At 63.5% G+C, this 15760-nt stretch carries 15 protein-coding genes and 1 riboswitch; of the genes, 8 read left to right on the forward strand and 7 right to left on the reverse strand.

Features of this window, described 5'->3' with window-relative positions; genetic code table 11:
* Window positions 1-780: sigma-54 dependent transcriptional regulator (locus EN949_RS14530; protein ID WP_164782498.1), on the forward strand; the 780-nt coding region annotated here is incomplete at its 5' end.
* Complete coding sequence (locus EN949_RS14535) at window positions 777-1199, forward strand: GNAT family N-acetyltransferase (protein WP_127367602.1); 423 nt, start codon at window positions 777-779, stop codon at window positions 1197-1199. The genes EN949_RS14530 and EN949_RS14535, both read left to right, overlap by 4 nt.
* On the opposite strand, the gene EN949_RS14540 is transcribed toward EN949_RS14535, so the two are convergent.
* On the reverse strand, window positions 1196-2311 hold the full coding sequence (locus EN949_RS14540; RefSeq protein WP_127367603.1) for an anhydro-N-acetylmuramic acid kinase: 1116 nt from the start codon (window positions 2309-2311) through the stop codon (window positions 1196-1198). The genes EN949_RS14535 and EN949_RS14540 overlap by 4 nt on opposite strands.
* 355 nt (window positions 2312-2666) lie before the next feature.
* Here EN949_RS14540 and EN949_RS14545 point away from each other — a divergent pair, with 355 nt between their 5' ends.
* The 4 genes from EN949_RS14545 to EN949_RS14560 all read left to right on the forward strand — a co-directional run bounded on the left by EN949_RS14545 (window position 2667) and on the right by EN949_RS14560 (window position 6559).
* A complete protein-coding gene (locus tag EN949_RS14545) occupies window positions 2667-3356 on the forward strand; it encodes an SDR family NAD(P)-dependent oxidoreductase (RefSeq protein WP_127366292.1) in 690 nt (229 codons plus the stop codon).
* A 205-nt stretch (window positions 3357-3561) separates the two neighbouring features.
* The gene (locus tag EN949_RS14550; RefSeq protein ID WP_024502572.1) at window positions 3562-4401 is read left to right on the forward strand and encodes a transporter substrate-binding domain-containing protein; all 840 of its coding nucleotides are present in this window, start codon (window positions 3562-3564) and stop codon (window positions 4399-4401) included.
* A gap of 92 nt (window positions 4402-4493) precedes the next feature.
* Window positions 4494-5765 carry a cation:dicarboxylase symporter family transporter gene (locus EN949_RS14555; protein WP_245459182.1) on the forward strand — a complete coding sequence of 424 codons (1272 nt, stop codon included), beginning with the start codon at window positions 4494-4496 and terminating at the stop codon, window positions 5763-5765.
* Window positions 5762-6559, forward strand: coding sequence for an amino acid racemase (locus EN949_RS14560; RefSeq protein WP_127366293.1), 798 nt, complete (start codon window positions 5762-5764; stop codon window positions 6557-6559). The genes EN949_RS14555 and EN949_RS14560 overlap by 4 nt, the downstream gene beginning before the upstream one ends.
* Before the next feature lie 6 nt (window positions 6560-6565).
* On the opposite strand, the gene EN949_RS14565 is transcribed toward EN949_RS14560, so the two are convergent.
* Window positions 6566-7921 (reverse strand): glutamine synthetase family protein, encoded by a 1356-nt coding sequence (locus tag EN949_RS14565; protein WP_013532930.1) that lies wholly within the window; start codon window positions 7919-7921, stop codon window positions 6566-6568.
* Between the two features lie 483 nt (window positions 7922-8404).
* On the opposite strand from EN949_RS14565, the gene ftsZ reads away from it, so the two are divergent.
* Entirely contained in the window at window positions 8405-9439 is a 1035-nt protein-coding gene (ftsZ, locus tag EN949_RS14570; RefSeq protein WP_127366294.1) for a cell division protein FtsZ, read from the forward strand.
* Window positions 9440-9496: 57 nt separating this feature from the next.
* Here the strand turns inward: ftsZ and fba are convergent, their stop codons facing one another.
* The 3 genes from fba to EN949_RS14585 all read right to left on the reverse strand — a co-directional run bounded on the left by fba (window position 9497) and on the right by EN949_RS14585 (window position 12727).
* Window positions 9497-10561, reverse strand: a complete 1065-nt coding sequence (gene fba, locus EN949_RS14575; protein ID WP_013532928.1) for a class II fructose-bisphosphate aldolase — start codon at window positions 10559-10561, stop codon at window positions 9497-9499.
* Between the two features lie 164 nt (window positions 10562-10725).
* A complete protein-coding gene (locus tag EN949_RS14580; protein WP_127366295.1) occupies window positions 10726-11199 on the reverse strand; it encodes a 6,7-dimethyl-8-ribityllumazine synthase in 474 nt (157 codons plus the stop codon).
* A 77-nt stretch (window positions 11200-11276) separates the two neighbouring features.
* Window positions 11277-11491, reverse strand: a riboswitch (FMN riboswitch).
* Window positions 11492-11557: 66 nt separating this feature from the next.
* Window positions 11558-12727, reverse strand: a complete 1170-nt coding sequence (locus EN949_RS14585; protein ID WP_127370735.1) for an MFS transporter — start codon at window positions 12725-12727, stop codon at window positions 11558-11560.
* 49 nt (window positions 12728-12776) lie between these two features.
* On the opposite strand from EN949_RS14585, the gene EN949_RS14590 reads away from it, so the two are divergent.
* Window positions 12777-13316, forward strand: coding sequence for an Lrp/AsnC family transcriptional regulator (locus EN949_RS14590; RefSeq protein WP_013532925.1), 540 nt, complete (start codon window positions 12777-12779; stop codon window positions 13314-13316).
* Window positions 13317-13326: 10 nt separating this feature from the next.
* Here EN949_RS14590 and mtnA read toward each other — a convergent pair whose 3' ends face one another.
* Both mtnA and mtnK read right to left on the reverse strand, forming a co-directional pair.
* Window positions 13327-14421 (reverse strand): S-methyl-5-thioribose-1-phosphate isomerase, encoded by a 1095-nt coding sequence (mtnA, locus tag EN949_RS14595; protein ID WP_063171610.1) that lies wholly within the window; start codon window positions 14419-14421, stop codon window positions 13327-13329.
* The gene (gene mtnK, locus EN949_RS14600; RefSeq protein ID WP_127370734.1) at window positions 14418-15692 is read right to left on the reverse strand and encodes an S-methyl-5-thioribose kinase; all 1275 of its coding nucleotides are present in this window, start codon (window positions 15690-15692) and stop codon (window positions 14418-14420) included. The genes mtnA and mtnK overlap by 4 nt, the downstream gene beginning before the upstream one ends.
* Window positions 15693-15760 lie beyond the last annotated feature (68 nt).

Raw genomic sequence — 15760 nt, forward strand, 5'->3', positions numbered from 1 at the left:
GCCCTGCCGGAGACGGTCATAGAGAGCGAGTTGTTCGGCCACGAGGCGGGCGCGTTCACCGGCGCGCAGCGGCGGCGGATTGGCAGCATCGAGCATTCCAGCGGCGGCACGCTGTTTCTCGACGAGATCGAATCCATGCCGCCTGCGCTCCAGGTCAAGCTGCTGCGCGTGCTCGAAACGCGCAGCCTCACGCCGCTTGGCTCGAACGAGATCCGGCGCATCGATCTCAGGGTCGTCGCGGCGACCAAGGTCGATCTCGGGCGGCCGGACCAGCGCGGCGATTTTCGCGAGGATCTGTATTTTCGCCTCAACGTGGTGACGCTGCGCATTCCGCCGCTGCGTGAACGCCGCGGCGATATCCCGATGCTGTTCGGGCATTTCCTCGGCAAGGCGGCCGAACGGTTTGGCCGGCCTGTCGCCAAGGTGAATGCAGCCGTCAGCGATCATCTCCACTCGCATGACTGGCCGGGCAATGTGCGCGAGCTCGCCCATTTCGCCGATCGCGTCGCGCTCGGTCTCAGCCCCGACGAGGAGATGAAAACGGTTCGCGCGTATTCGCCGGAGCCTGCGGCAGCATTGCCCGAACGGGTCGGCCACTATGAGGCGCAACTGATCCGCGATGCGCTGCGCGACTATGGCGGCGACGTGCGCGCCGCCATCGACGCGCTCGGCGTGCCGCGCAAGACTTTTTACGACAAGCTCAAGCGCTACGGCATTGCCGCGTCCGAATTTCGCAATGGCGGCGATGCCGATACGCAACCCATCTCGGAAAAGCGATGAACACGACACTGGAAACGACGGCAAATCCCTCGCCGCAAGACCTCACTTTTCTCAGCGAAAGGCTGACGGCGTTCAACGACGGCGATGTCGGCGCGTCCGAAAGGCAAGCGCTTGCGGTGTTCGTGCGCGACGACGCCGGCGCGGTCGTAGCCGGCATTTCCGGTTACACCGCCTGGGGCTGGCTTTATGTGCAATGGCTCTGGGTGGATGAGCGGCTGCGCGGCCAGCACACGGCCGGCAAGATGCTGGACGCAGCCGAACATGAAGCGGTGGCGCGCGGCTGTCAAAACGCCTGGATCGACACCTTCAATCCGAATGCCGCCAAGGTCTATCAGCGCCAGGGTTATCAGCCCTTTGGAACACTTGCCGACTTCCCCGTCGGCCGCAGCCGCATCTTCCTGCAGAAGAAACTGGCTTAACCGGCGAGTTTTCCGCCCTGCATCGGCCGCGGTGCGCCGGTCGTGCTCGGAAAACTGATCGGCAGCCCGCGCAGCACGCGAACCGCGAGGAAGGCAAAGCATTCCGCCTCCACCGCGTCGCCGCTCCAGCCCAGGCTCTCGGCCTGCACCACCTCGACGCCGGCGCGGCTGGCCAGCATCGCCATCATGGTCGGATTATGGCGACCTCCGCCGCTGACCACGAGTTTCTTCGGCCGGTGCGGCAAGAGGTCGAGCGCCTTTCCGACGGCCGCAGCGGTGAAGGCGGTGAGCAGCGCCGCGCCATCCTCGGCGCTTAGGCCGTCCGCCATCGCCGCGCCGAAGTCGAAACGGTCCAGTGATTTTGGGTAGGCTTTGCTGAGATAAGGGTGCTGCAGCAGCTTTGCCAAGCGCTCCTCGTCCACCTTGCCCGCCCCGCCAAGCGCGCCGTCGCGGTCCATTTCGCCGAGCCCTTTCGACTTGATGAAATCGTTCAGCGGTGCGTTGGCGGGGCCGGTATCGAAGGCAACGACATTGTCGGCACCGTCCCACCAGGTGATGTTGGCGACGCCGCCGAGATTGAGCACCGCCACCTCGCCGCTGGCGCCGGCGCTGCGCATCAGCGCGGTGTGGTAGGCCGCGGCCAAGGGCGCGCCTTGTCCGCCGGCGCGCATGTCGGCCGAACGGAAATCGTAAGCGACCTTGGTGCCCAATAACGCGTGCATCAGTTCACCGTCGCCGAGCTGCCTTGTCTGGCCAAGCCGTCCGACCTGCGGCGCACGATGCAGCACGGTCTGGCCGTGAAAACCGACGACGCCGATGTCGGCCATCGTCATGCCATAGCCCTCGACCAATTCCTTGACCGCCGCCGACTGCGCTCGCGTCAGGGCTTCTTCCGCGGTGCGAAAAATCGCCGGCTCCGGCCCGACAAAGTTCCACGCCCGTGCCTGCGTCAGCGTCTCTTCCAGCAGGGAGCGGATCGACGCGGGATAGGGCATCAGCCGGTAGGTGCCGAAATCCTCGATGCGTTCGCCATCGGTCTTGATCAGCGCGACGTCGATGTTACCGTCCAGCACCGTGCCGGTCATCAGGCCGACGGCCCAGATTGGTTCCATAGTCGTTTCCTCGTTGAGCATGATCTTTTCCGAAAACCGTTTCCCACTTTTCGGGACCATGCTCCAGTCCCCATCGATGAGATCGCCGATAGCTTTGCGAAGCCTGACGATTCTACCGTCAAAATATCGGTCGAATGAAGGTCCAAGCCTTGCCACTGTCGAAGCGGCGGTCTCGGTGCTGAAGGCCGAGCGGCCTTCGTAGCGCCACAGGCGATGCTGGACCGCGCAACGTTGGTTCTGCAGCCGTCTGGCTCAACAACCGCCGAGATGCCACCTCTTGCCTGTCAGCCCCGAAGGCGCGACCTTGCCTGATCTGGCGAACGCTTCCGCCGAAATCCGCAAGGAGTGAAAAATCATGGCATCCGATGTGGCCGTCATTGCAGGCGCCGGCGCTGGTCTGAGCGCCTCGCTTGCGCGCCTTCTCACCCGGGAAGGCTTTCGCGTGGTTCTGGCCGCCCGCAATGTCGAGAAGCTCAGCGCTCTGACCGACGAAACCGGTGCGCTGGCCGTCGAGACGGATGTTGCCGACGTCGCGTCCGTCGCCAGCCTGTTCGACACCGCAGACAAGGCCGGCCCGCTGGCGCTTGCAGTGTTCAACGCCAGCGCGCGCACCCGCGGACCGATCGCCGAGCTCGATGCCGAAGCGGTCAAACAGGCATTGCTGGTCGGCGCCTATGGCGGCTTCCTGGTCGGCCAGCAGGCGGCGCGCCGGCTGCTGGCGCGGGGTTCCGGATCGATCCTGTTCACCGGCGCCACCGCCAGTGTGAAGGGATTTCCCGGCTCAGCCGGCTTCGCCATGCCGAAATTCGGCCTGCGCGGCCTGGCGCAATCCATGGCCCGTGAACTCGCTCCGCAGAACATCCACGTCGCCCACTTCATCATCGACGGCCAGATCGAGCCGGCCGGACAGGTGGCCGATCCCGACCGGCCGGACCGCCGTCTATCGCCGGACGCCATCGCCGAGGCCTATCTTACAACCCATCGCCAGCATCGCAGCGCCTGGAGCTCGGAGCTTGAGCTGCGGCCCTGGGCAGAGACGTTTTGACAGTGCAGCTGATCGCCTAGGGCCAACTGATCGCCTGGCGGGAAGTAACGCGGTCCTTCCGCCATTCCTTTTACATTAGGTGATACTAATATTTTGTGGCGCTGAGCTGCTTATCCAATACATAAAAAAGCCCAGTGTAATATATACGTTTGTTTAACGTCGGTTGTGCATGTTGCTGGCTTTCCCGGTCTAATTGAGAACGCGTATGCCGGTTACACGTCGTACACTGCTTGCGGCCGGGAGCGGCGGGTTGCTGATCTCGCAAGCCCGGGCGGCCAACACTCCAGGACAGCAGGCGGAGAACGCCCCAAAGCCGATCGCGAGCGGCGATGTCTTGCGCATCGCAATGCCGGCCTTCGCTTCCAATCCGTTCTTCCCGGCCGACGGATCGGGGGACAATGGCATAGACATGGAACTGGCCCACGGCATCGCCGCGGCGCTTGGGGTCGAGCCGGTGTTCGACCGATCCGCCGCAACGTTCGACGATATCGTCAGACAGGTCAGTTCCGGACAGGCCGACATGGCGATTGGCAAGCTCAGCAGGACGCTTCAGCGCGGCCGGTCGATCATCTATTCCCGCCCCTACGCCATGCTGCGGCAAGGGCTGATCGCCAACCGCCTCAACCTGGCGCGTATCGCGCAAGGCAAGCCGCCAGAACAGATTGTCCGTGATTTCTCAGGTGATCTCGGCGTGATCGAGGGCTCTTCCTTCGCCACTTATGCGGCCACGACTTTCCCACATGCGCAAATCCATCGCTTGGCAAGCTGGGACCTGATCATCGATGCGATCCGAAACGGGACGATCGACATGGCCTATCGCGATGATTTCGAGATCAAGAAGCTGATGGTCGACGATCCGTCGATGACAGTCGTAGCGCGCTCCATCACGCTGACCGACAAGGTCGATACGATCGCAGTCGGCGTGCGGCCGGACAATCCGCATCTCGCGGCCTTTGTCGATCTGTATCTCGACCTCGCTCGGGGTCAGCAGATTCTCAACACGGACGAGATCATCGCCCGCTATCGCCTGGGGAGCAAAGCCTGACAATGGCCATCTCCGACGTAGCCGGACCCCTGCCTTTCGATTGGCGCCTCGCGGCAAGGCGTATCTTGCGATCGCCGGTAACGACGATTGCGATGATTGCTGCAGGAATCCTGTGCGGCCTCTACTATCCAGACTTTGCCCATGCAATCAGCCCTGTCGCACAACTCTACCTGAATTTCCTCAAGATGGTCGTCCTGCCCTATTTGGTCTCATCGGTCATCTTCTCCATCACGGCGATGGTCCAGGACCCGAAATCGGTCCGCTACCTCGGTAAGGTGGGTATGGCCGTGCTGGTCGTGTCGTTCCTGGCCGTGCTGGTGAGCGGCACCTTGTCGCTGATCCTGCAGCCGGGCCAGATCGAGAATCCCCAGTCGCGCATCGAGCTTGGCGAGTTCATCAATTCGCAAGGCAGCGTGTCCACCGATCTCGCCTTCCCGTTCCAGCCGCCGCCCTCCAATGGGGATCCCAGCGGCGGGCATTCGATCCTGCTCGACCTGGTGCCGAACAACGTCTTCAATGCGCTGGCCTCGGGACAGACCATCCAGGTTCTGCTGTTCTGCCTGCTTTTCGGGCTCGCGATGGGGAAGATTCCCCAGCCCTCGTCCATGAGCCTGACGCAGGCGCTCAACGCGGTCTACAGGGCCTGTACGGTGCTGACCAACTGGTTCATCTGGGGGTTGCCCTTTGCAACCTTCATCCTGATCGCGGACCAGACCGCGTCGACCGGAACCAAGCCGCTCACGCTGATGGGCGGTTACCTGCTGGTGATGGGTCTTTCCTGCCTCATATTCGTTGCCGGCGCCTTTGCCATTATCGCCATCCGGTCGCGACGAAGCTACTGGACGACGATCAAGACCTGCCAGCCGCTTCTCATGGTAGCCATCACCACACGCTCTACGGTCGCCTCGCTGCCGTGGGTGATCAACCTTTTGAGCGAGCGCCTGCGGTTCAGCCTGGTGGTCGTGGAACTGCTGGTGCCGCTGCAGGCGGCTTTGCTGCGTACAGGCCCGGCGCTGCTCTACACTTCGGGTGCGCTGTTCATCGCCCAACTCTACGGCCACCCACTTGCCGTCTCGGACCTCGTGCTCGTCGGCATCATCTCGGCGCTTCTCGCCCTCACCACCGGCGGCATGGGCAGCCTGCTCATCCTGTCGCAGATGTCCATCGTCTGCGGCTACCTGAAGCTTCCCTTCGAGGCGGCGTTCGCTTTGTTCGTCGCGGTGGATGCGGCCGTGGACACGTTCATGACGCTGGCCAGCGTCTGCACCGTCGCAGCGAGCACGGCAATGATCGCTCCCAGCCACAGGGAGGCGACACAGCCTGAAACCGTCTCGGAACAGCTCGAAGCCGAGCCTGCCGGATGATCGACGACAGCATCCGTCCCCAGCTCGGCATTATCGGCGGCCTCGGGCCGCTTGCATCGGCTGACTTCTACTTCAAATTGACCCGGATGACCCAGGCGTTCAGAGACAACGAACATGTGCCTGCCGTGATCCTCAGCGTACCGCAGCTGCCCGACAGGACCGAAGCCATCCTTGCCGGCCATGACGGGCCGCTGGCGCCTTTGAAAGCCGCGGTCGCGACGCTCAATACGCTCGGCGTCGCCTGCGTCGCGATGCCGTGCAACACCGCCCATCATTGGTACGACCAACTGGCGGCGAATTCGCGCGCGGAAATCATCCATATCGGCGACGCCGTGGTGGCGGAGACGCGTCGCAGCCTGGAGCGGGGCCGGGTTGCTGTTCTCGCCACCCAGGGCACGCTGGTCTCCGGCTTCTATCAGGACAGGATGTCGGCGGCGGGATTTGAGCTCTGCCTTCCCTCGAACACCGAATTTCAGGCGTGCGTCGACAGCGCGATCAGCCTCGTCAAGGCGGGTTCGATCGTGGATGCGGCGGTTGAAACCGAGCGCGCGCTCGACATCGCGCAAGCGACCGGCGCCGATGCCGCCCTGCTCGGCTGCACCGAACTGTCGGTGGTGGCTGCCAGCCTCAACGACGTGAATGGATTGGTCGTCATCGACAGCAATGCGGCCCTGGCGCGAGCCTGCCTGACGCGATTAGGGTTCGGTACGCAGGAAGCCCGAGGCCTGCCGACCGTATCGCGGCCGCCAGGACATGATTGGCCGATGCGCGCCAGCTTGGCCGTACTGGCGTAACCCGATCTAGACGCTCTCGAGGTATGTCTCGATCTCGAAATCGCTGACATTGAGCGCGAACGTGTTCAGCTCCTGGCGTTTGCAGGCCACAAAGGAGTCGCGCAGGATGGCTGGAAAAATCTCCGCCACATGCGTCCCGCTCTCGAAGGCGGCGATCGCGGATGCCCAGTCCGGCGGCAGCTTTGCCGGCGGAAGTCCCTGGCCGTCAGTGCCGATCGGATCCCCTGGCGACAACTGTCTTTCGATGCCGGTCAGTGCGGCGCCCAATATGGCCGCAAGCACCAGATAGGGGTTGGCGTCGGCTCCCGACACGCGGTGCTCGATACGGCGAGCAGCGGTCGGTCCGCCCGGAATGCGGATCGCGACCATGCGGTTCTCATAGCCCCAGGCGACCGCAGTTGGCGCATAGGATCTTGGGCGCAGCCTGCGGTACGAGTTGAAGTGCGGCGCGAATACCAGCGTGCTCTCGGCCATTGCCGCAAGCAGGCCACCGACTGCATGGCGCATGGTCTCCGAGCCCTGGTCGGTGCCGTCGTCGAAGACGTTGCGCCCTTCACCGTCGACCAGGCTGAAATGAACGTGAAAGCCGTTGCCCGCCCGGTCGCCATAGGGCTTGGCCATGAAGCAGGCGGCAAAGCCGTGCTTGCGGGCAATGCCCTTCACCGTGCGCTTGAACAGCACCGCATCGTCAGCCGCCCGCAACGCGTCCGCGACATGGTTCAGATTGATCTCGAACTGACCGACGCCGTTTTCGGCGATGGCCGTGTCGACGGGAATGCCTTGCGTCCGGCAAGCCTCGTAGACGTCATGGATGAAGGATTCGAAATCGTCGATTTCGTCGATCGACAGCGCCGCGTCGGAATCGAGCCGGCGTCCGGTCACCGGCGAGACAGGGCCGACCGGCCGCTGCGATTGCGGATCGACGAGGTAGAATTCGAGTTCCGTTGCCGCGACCGGGGTCAGGCCCAGGGCCTTGTAGCGATCGAGGATGCGGGCCAGCGCCCGTCGCGGGTCGCCGAGATAGGGCGCGCCGCTTTCGTCGGCAAGCCACAGCGGGACAAGTGCCGTCGGATGCGCCGTCCAGGCCACCGGCAGAATGCCGCGCCCGGTCCACTGGCACAGTCCATCGGCATCGCCGGTCGAGAAAACCAGGCTGTTGCCTTCGATGTCTTCGCCCCAGACGTCCAGTCCGATCAGCGAAAAAGGCATGCGCAGCTTGCCTTCCAGCGCCTTTCTTGCCTGCTCGACGGGAATGCGCTTGCCGCGCATGATACCGTTGAGGTCGCACACCGCCGCCCTCAGGCTCTGGATGTCGGTTCTGCTTTCAAGCCAGTTCAAAACGTCCGCAATTGCATCGCTCAATTTAAAACCTCTGGTTTTCGAAGGTGCCGCAGCCTGACCGGCCGCACGTCCCTGGTAAAAATAGCTGGTGAGTTTTAGGAAAACAGACGTGGCTGTCGCCAAGCGCTTTTCCTTATTTTTTCAAGTCACTAGCTGGTATGTCGGGAGGCATTTCAAAACCAATTGCGCGATCTGCGATCGCAACATAGAGGTTGGAGGGCGGAATGCCAAGCACGAGCCGGTAAACCAGCGCGCAGCCGCTATCGGCGGGAGCGGCGAGCTCGCTGCGGTAAGATCTTGCGCACGCAGCGCCCGAGCCACGCTGTGCAAAACGGTCATCACAAATCTTGACCTCGCATGCACTTGCACCTCTGGCCGCTGTCTGGCTTTTTGGGGTACCCATCGCAACGGACTGATTCGCGTCATGCCGCTCGATTGCAATATGCCCAAGGCAGTCTGCGGGTGGGTCGTGAAGCGCGCGCAATTGACGAAGGAGAAACAGGCATGGCCGAGTTCAAGAAGCCCGAAATCTCCGAGATGAGACCCAAGATCACCGTTATCGGCGTCGGCGGCGGCGGCGGCAATGCCGTCAACAACATGATCGCCGAGCAGCTTCAGGGTACCGAATTCATCGCCGCCAACACCGACGCGCAGGCGCTGACCATGTCCAAGGCGACGCGGCTGATCCAGCTTGGCGCTCATGTCACCGAAGGGCTGGGCGCCGGATCGCTTCCCGAGATCGGTCGCGCCGCGGCCGAGGAATCGCTCGACGAGATCATGGATCATCTGGCCGGCACGCATATGTGTTTCGTCACCGCCGGAATGGGCGGCGGCACGGGAACCGGTGCGGCTCCAATCATCGCCCAGGCGGCGCGCAAAGCCGGCATCCTGACGGTTGGCATCGTCACGAAGCCGTTCACCTTTGAAGGCCGGCGCCGCATGCAGATGGCCGAAGAAGGCATCGAGCGGCTGCGCGAGAGCGCCGACACGGTGATCGTCATCCCGAACCAGAACCTGTTCAGGATCGCCGATGCCAAGACCACCTTCGCCGATGCGTTCGTCATTGCCGACCGGGTGCTCTATGCCGGCGTCAGCTGCATCACCGATCTCATCGTCAAGGAAGGCCTGATCAATCTCGACTTCGCCGATGTCAAATCCGTGATGCGCGACATGGGCCGCGCCATGATGGGCACCGGTGAGGCTTCCGGTGAAGGCCGCGCGATGAAGGCGGCCGAAGCCGCGATCGCCAACCCGCTGCTCGACGAAGTGTCGATGAAAGGCGCCAAGGGCGTGCTGGTCTCGATATCGGGTGGCAGGGACATGACCCTGTTTGAAGTCGACGAGGCCGCCACCCGCATCCGCGAAGAGGTCTACGAGGATGCCGACATCATCGTTGGCGCCATCTTCGACAAGGGCATGGAAGGCCGCTTCAGGGTCTCGGTCGTGGCGACGGGCCTCGACCGTGCTTTTGGCGCCGAGGATGCCGACGCCGGCATCGCGCGCGACCACGCCGGTCAGCCGGCGCGGACGCTTCAATAGTGTTCGGTAAGCGGGCAGGGCGCTGCCGCGCTCCTGCCCTCGATACCAGCGTTCAGCTCAGCCGAACTTCGGGTCCAGACTGCCCGACTTGTAGCGCTTGGCCATTTCGGCGACCGGCAGCGGCTTGATCTTCTGCGCGTTGCCGGCGGTGCCGAACTGTTCGAAGCGCTCCTTGCAGAGCTTGCGCATGGCGGCCATGGCCGGTGTCAGATACTTGCGCGGGTCGAACTCGCTCGGGTTCTCGGTCAGCACCTTGCGGATGGCGCCGGTCAGCGCCATGCGGTTGTCGGTATCGATGTTGATCTTGCGCACGCCGTGCTTGATGCCGCGCTGGATTTCCTCGACCGGGACGCCCCAGGTCGGCTTCATCTGGCCGCCATATTTGTTGATGATCTCCTGCAGATCCTCCGGCACCGAGGACGAGCCGTGCATGACCAGGTGCATGTTCGGCAGGCGGCGATGGATCTCCTCGATGACGTTCATGGCCAGCACCGCGCCGTCCGGCTTGCGCGAGAATTTGTAGGCGCCATGGCTGGTGCCCATGGCAACCGCCAGCGCATCGACATGGGTGTCCTTGACGAACTCGACCGCCTGTTCGGGATCGGTCAAAAGCTGGTCGTGGCTGATCGCGCCTTCGACGCCGTGGCCGTCTTCCTGCTCGCCGCCGCCGCTCTCGAGCGAGCCGAGCACGCCGATCTCGCCTTCGACGGACACGCCGCCCCAATGCGCCATGTCGACGACGCGCTTGGTGATGCCGGAATTGTAGGCGTAGTCGGCCGGCGTCTTGCCGTCTTCCTTCAGCGATCCGTCCATCATGACGGAGGTGAAGCCGTACTGGATCGCGGTGACGCAGGTGGCTTCGTTGTTGCCATGGTCGAGATGCATGCAGACCGGAATGTCGGGATGGATTTCGACCAACGCGTCGATCAGCTTGGCCAGCACCACGTCATTGGCATAGGCGCGCGCGCCGCGGCTAGCCTGCAGGATGACCGGCGACTTGGTCTCCTCGGCGGCCTCCATGATGGCGAGGCCCTGTTCCATGTTGTTCATGTTGAAAGCGGGCACGCCATAGCCGTATTCGGCGGCGTGGTCGAGCAATTGTCTCAGTGTTATGCGAGCCACCCAATAGTCTCCCGTATCTGGTTTCAAGCGCAACGTCGCGGGCCGGCCGGTTTGCCGGTCGGCCCTTGATGCTTCTGGCGGGATTTCAAGGGAACCGCAACCTTCGGAGCGCTTCTCGATCGCAATTCTTGTTGCAGGGTTGAAATCCGGCCAGTTTGACGACCTCAGGCCGCGATCAGGTCCCGCGCCGCCAGGAGTTGCACGCAGGCGTTCGCCGCTTCCTTGCCCTTGACGGTGAAGTGCTCGAAGAAGAAGCGGTGGTGCTCGGCGCTGTCGTGGTAGTTGTGCGGGGTGAGCACCGCCGACAGCACCGGCACGCCGGTCGACAGCTGCACGTTCATCATGCCGTCGATGACAGCACTTGCGACGAACTCATGCCGGTAGATGCCGCCATCGACCACAAAGGCCGTGCCGAGGATCGCGGCATAACGGCCGGTCCCGGCCAGGGTCTTGGCATGCAGGGGGATCTCATAGGCGCCGGGCACGTCGAAAATGTCGACGGTGAAGCGTTCGCCTCCCAGAGAGGCCAGTTCAGCTTCGAAGGCCTGTACGCACTGGTCAACGATGTCGGCATGCCAGCGCGCGCGGATAACGGCGATGCGGGTCGTTTCATAGTCTTTATGGGAATGCTGATTCATGGGTCCATCCTTCCGTTTCGAACCAGAATCAGGACGCACGATACGGATTAAGCCCGCAAAAAGCGGGCCGGCTTCCGTTTCGTCCTCTTCCATCCGGACTGTAACCGTCGGCTCCGGAATCACACCGGATCTGCTGACCTTTCCACTAGAGCGCCACGCGTCCCTTGGACGCGTAAAGGACGCTCTAGCACTTAAGAATCCACGCATTGATGCGTGGACCGGAAAGCGCTCGCGGGCTTGGGTAGAAACCCTTACCGCCGGTGGGGACTTTCACCCCGCCCTGAGAACATTAACGGCTTTGTATGAAAGGGCGGGGCGCTGCTGTCAACCGTGAGAAGGTTGGGCCAAGCACGTTCGACTACCGCGTGCGCCACGCCGCCGCCGATGCGGCAATCAGCATGAGCAGTGCTGCAACCATCACGCAGACAGCAAAGCCGAAGTTGGAATAAAGCGGCCCGAAGCTGGTGGTGCCGACAAAGACCGCGAGGTAAGTCACCGCACTGTTCAGGCCCATGATCGTGCCGCGCCGCGATGGATCGAGCGCCGACAGGCGCATCACCAGGACGTTCAGGCCGAAATGATTGGCCAGTCCCCAGATTGCCACCATGGTCAGGGTCAGCCCGAAACTGCCGCTCGTCGCGGCCATCGCGACGTAGACCACGGCGACAAGAAGATAGGCAAACGGCATGACGCGCCGCGCACCCAGTCTGTCGATGATGCCGTCGAGCAGAGCAGCCGTCCCGAAGCCTATGCCGTAGGCAAGCGCCGCCAGGCCGTTGGCGCTCACCGGCTGTCCAAGCCCGACATGAAGATGGTCGCCGAGATAGCCATAGACGCCGTAGAACGAAGTCATGAAGGCCGCGCACGCGACCAGCAGCGGCAAGATTCCGGGAATGCCGAGCGCTTCCAGCGGGGCGGGCGCCGGTCCGGCCTTCCTGGTGTCGCTGAGCGACGTCGCTGTCAGCCCCATCCATGCAAGGGCCGCAAGCACCGCGACCGCTGCGAAAACGGCGCGCCAATGCACGAGATCGGCAAGCACGGCCGAAAGCGAAACGCCGGCAACCATGCTGAGTGTCCATCCGGTCAGCACGACGCCGATCGTGCCGCTCTCCCTGCCCGGAGGAGCGATGGCCGCCGCGCTGGCATAGATCGCCGGCATGGCGACGCCGGCGGCGATGCCGGCCAGCAGCTGTGCGGCGACCAGCATGATCACCGTGGGTGCCGCGGCGCTGGCGACCAGCGCCAGTGCCAACAGCAGCAGTGCGCCCTGCAGCATTCTGCGAGCACCGAGCCGGTCGATGTAGCGCGCCAGGAACAGCGCGCTGGCAGAGGTGCCGAGGCCGAACGCGGCCGCCGCAATCATCACGGCCGGCACGCTGGTTCCGAACGACGAGGCGACAGCCGGTGCAATCGGACCCAGCACCAGCGAGTTCGAGCCGATGACCGCGATGCAGCCCGTCAACAGATAGGCAAGCGCCGGGATCGGGGCTCGGGCAGTCAATGGTGCAAGTTGATCAATGTTCGACATATCGGCATAATGGCCGTATTCTATTCAGCGGAGAACCAGGAATTTCGCCATGGATGAAGAAACAGATGGCATTCTGCAGAACAGGCCAGCGGCCCGCGATCTCGACGCGATAGACCGAAGAATATTAGGTGTCCTGGTCGATGATGCCACGATCAGCTACGCCGAACTCGGCGATCGCGTCGGCTTGTCGCCACCGGCAGCGCATGAGCGGGTCAAACGGCTCCGGCGCAGCGGCGCCATCCGCAACACGGTCACCATCATCGATCCCCGGGCGGTGAAAAAGCCTTTGCTTGCCTTTGTCCATATCGACACCAGGGGCTGGGGAAAGACGCCGGAACTGATGGCGGTCTCGCAATATCCCGAAGTGGAGGAAATCCATACCGTCGCCGGCGACACCTGCATGCTGCTGAAGGTCCGCACCGAAGACACCAGGGCCCTCGAAGGCCTTTTGGCGCGCCTCTACGAAACGCCGGGCGTCACCTCGACGCGCAGCTATGTGGTGCTCTCGACCTACCTGGAGCGGCCGGTGCAGCCGGGTATCACCGAGACTTGGCCGACACCCAAGCACATGGCCGAGCCTCTGTACTAGAAGCGAGCGGCTATGCCCGCTCGGGAAACATCTGCTTCAGGCCCTCGCGCGACGCCTTGGCGACGCCGCGTTCGGTGATCAGGCCGGTCACCAGTCGCGCCGGCGTCACGTCGAAGGCCGGGTTGGCCGCGGGCGTCGTCTCCGGCGAAATGCGCACCTGGGCAATCTCGCCGGCAGCGGTCTTGCCCCAGACCAGCGAGACTTCGTCGGCCGAGCGCTGCTCGATCGGGATCTCGGCCAGTCCGTCATGCACCGTCCAGTCGATGGTCGGCGACGGCAGCGCGACATAGAACGGCACATCATTGTCGGCGGCGGCGAGCGCCTTCAGGTAGGTGCCGATCTTGTTACAGACGTCGCCGTCGGCGGTGGTGCGGTCGGTGCCGACGATGACCATGTCGATTGCGCCGCGCTGCATCAGATGACCGCCGGCATTGTCGACGATCAGCGTGTGCGGCACGCCGTGCCCGGCCATCTCCCAGGCGGTCAGCTGGGCGCCCTGGTTGCGCGGCCGCGTCTCGTCGACATAGACGTGGACCGGAATGCCGGCTTCTGTGGCCAGGTAGATCGGCGCGGTCGCCGTGCCGTAATCGACCGTCGCCAGCCAGCCGGCATTGCAATGGGTCAGGATGTTGACCGGCTCGCCCTTCTGCTTGCGCGCCGCGATCGCCTTGATGATGGCGAGACCGTTCTCGCCGATGGCGCGGTTGAGGCCGACATCTTCGTCGGCTATCTCACTGGCCCGCCGATAGGCGGCTGCAGCGCGTTGTTCGGTAGGCAAAGGCCGCAGGAAGCGCCGCATTTCGTCCAGCGCCCAGCGCAGATTGATCGCGGTCGGCCGCGTCTCGTGCAGGGTCTCCCACACGGCGTCGAGCGCTGCATCCGACGCATCGTCGGCCATCTGCATGGCGACGCCATAGGCAGCGGTGACGCCGATCAGCGGCGCGCCGCGCACCCACATGTCGCGGATGGCGGTGGCGATGCCGGCAACCGTGCCGATCCTCTCGATGCGGAAATCATGCGGCAGCCAGCGCTGGTCGATGATATCGACCGAACGCCCGTCGTCGCTCAGCCAGATGGTGCGATAGTGGCGGTCGCCGACGTTCAAATGCTGCTCTCCTGTTCGATCAACGCGGCCAGTTGGTTGACCTCGTCGATGCTGTGGATCTGGCGCCGGTTGACGGCGAGGTGGCGGCCGAATTTCAGCGCCTTTGCTTCACAACTGGCGCGCAGATCCTCGTCGGCAATGGTCTCGAAATCGGCATTGTGAGCGAGACCGAGGATGCGCCGGTGCACTTCGACGCCGGCAAAGCCTAGCAGGTCGGTCCAGATCTGGTGCAGCACATGGTCGAGCGCCTGCTCTGAGGCAAGGATGTCGCCCTGGTCCTCGAACAGGCTCTTTTGGTAGAGCATGCCGGTGCGCTCGCTGCGCCATAGATGCGAAAACTCGGCGCGGAACACCGACCAGGTCTCGACCGTCACACCGAGCAGATAGGCGCGCATGGCGTCGCGCTTGCCCTTCTGTTCGTGGCCGCGTTGCGAGAAGAAGGACATCCAGAAATTGGCAAGCAGCATGCCGACGTCGAAAGCCATCGGGCCGTAGAAGGCGAACTCCGGATCGATCATCCGGGTCTCCGTGTCGGTGACCATGATCGAACCGGAATGCAGGTCGCCATGCAGCAGCGTTTCGGCATTGGCGGCGAAGATGTGCTTCAGCCGCTGCGCCTCGACCTTGAGGTCGCGGTCGGCGCGCAGTTCGGCGACCAGGCCGTCGAGCTGCGGCGAGGTGTGCCGGTTCATCTTGGCATCGAAATAGGGATCGGAGAACACCAGGTTTTCGGTGATGTCGCAAAGCTCGACATTGTCGGCGAACAGCGCCAGATCGGCCTTGCGGTCCTTGGCGGCCATATGCAGGTCGGAGCCGCGAAACAGCGTGCGGGCCATGAACAGGCCGATATCCCGGGCGATGTTCGGCAGTTGGCGGCCGTCGATCAGGGCACGGCGCAAGATGATATGCGGCGGCGCAAGATATTCCATGATGATCAGCGCCTGGCCTTCATCGAAATAATGGATCGCCGGCACCGAGCCCGGCGCGCGCGCCTCTTGCCTGGTCAGCGCGTGATATTCGAAGAAGGAGCGCTTCAACGGCAGCGGCCAGCTGTCGCCGACCAGGCGGACATAGGGCAGGGCCTGCTTGACCACGGCCGCACCGCTGGCGCCCTCGACGATGAACACCAGGTTGAGATTGCCGTCGCCGACCTCGCGGACCTTCCAGGCGCCGGTGTCCTTGCCGATCTTCGCGCACAGCGCCTCGTTGCCGCCAAGGCGTGCAGCCAGGGTTTCGACCGACAGGGCTTCGAACGGCAATTCTTCAGTCATCGTTATCCTCCCGCATATGCGCTTCCAACATAACGGAGGCGTGGCGGCCGGGCCAAGCTAGGAAGCGA

This window comes from Mesorhizobium sp. M7A.F.Ca.US.007.01.2.1 (genome assembly GCF_003998165.1).
GTDB lineage: Bacteria > Pseudomonadota > Alphaproteobacteria > Rhizobiales > Rhizobiaceae > Mesorhizobium > Mesorhizobium ciceri.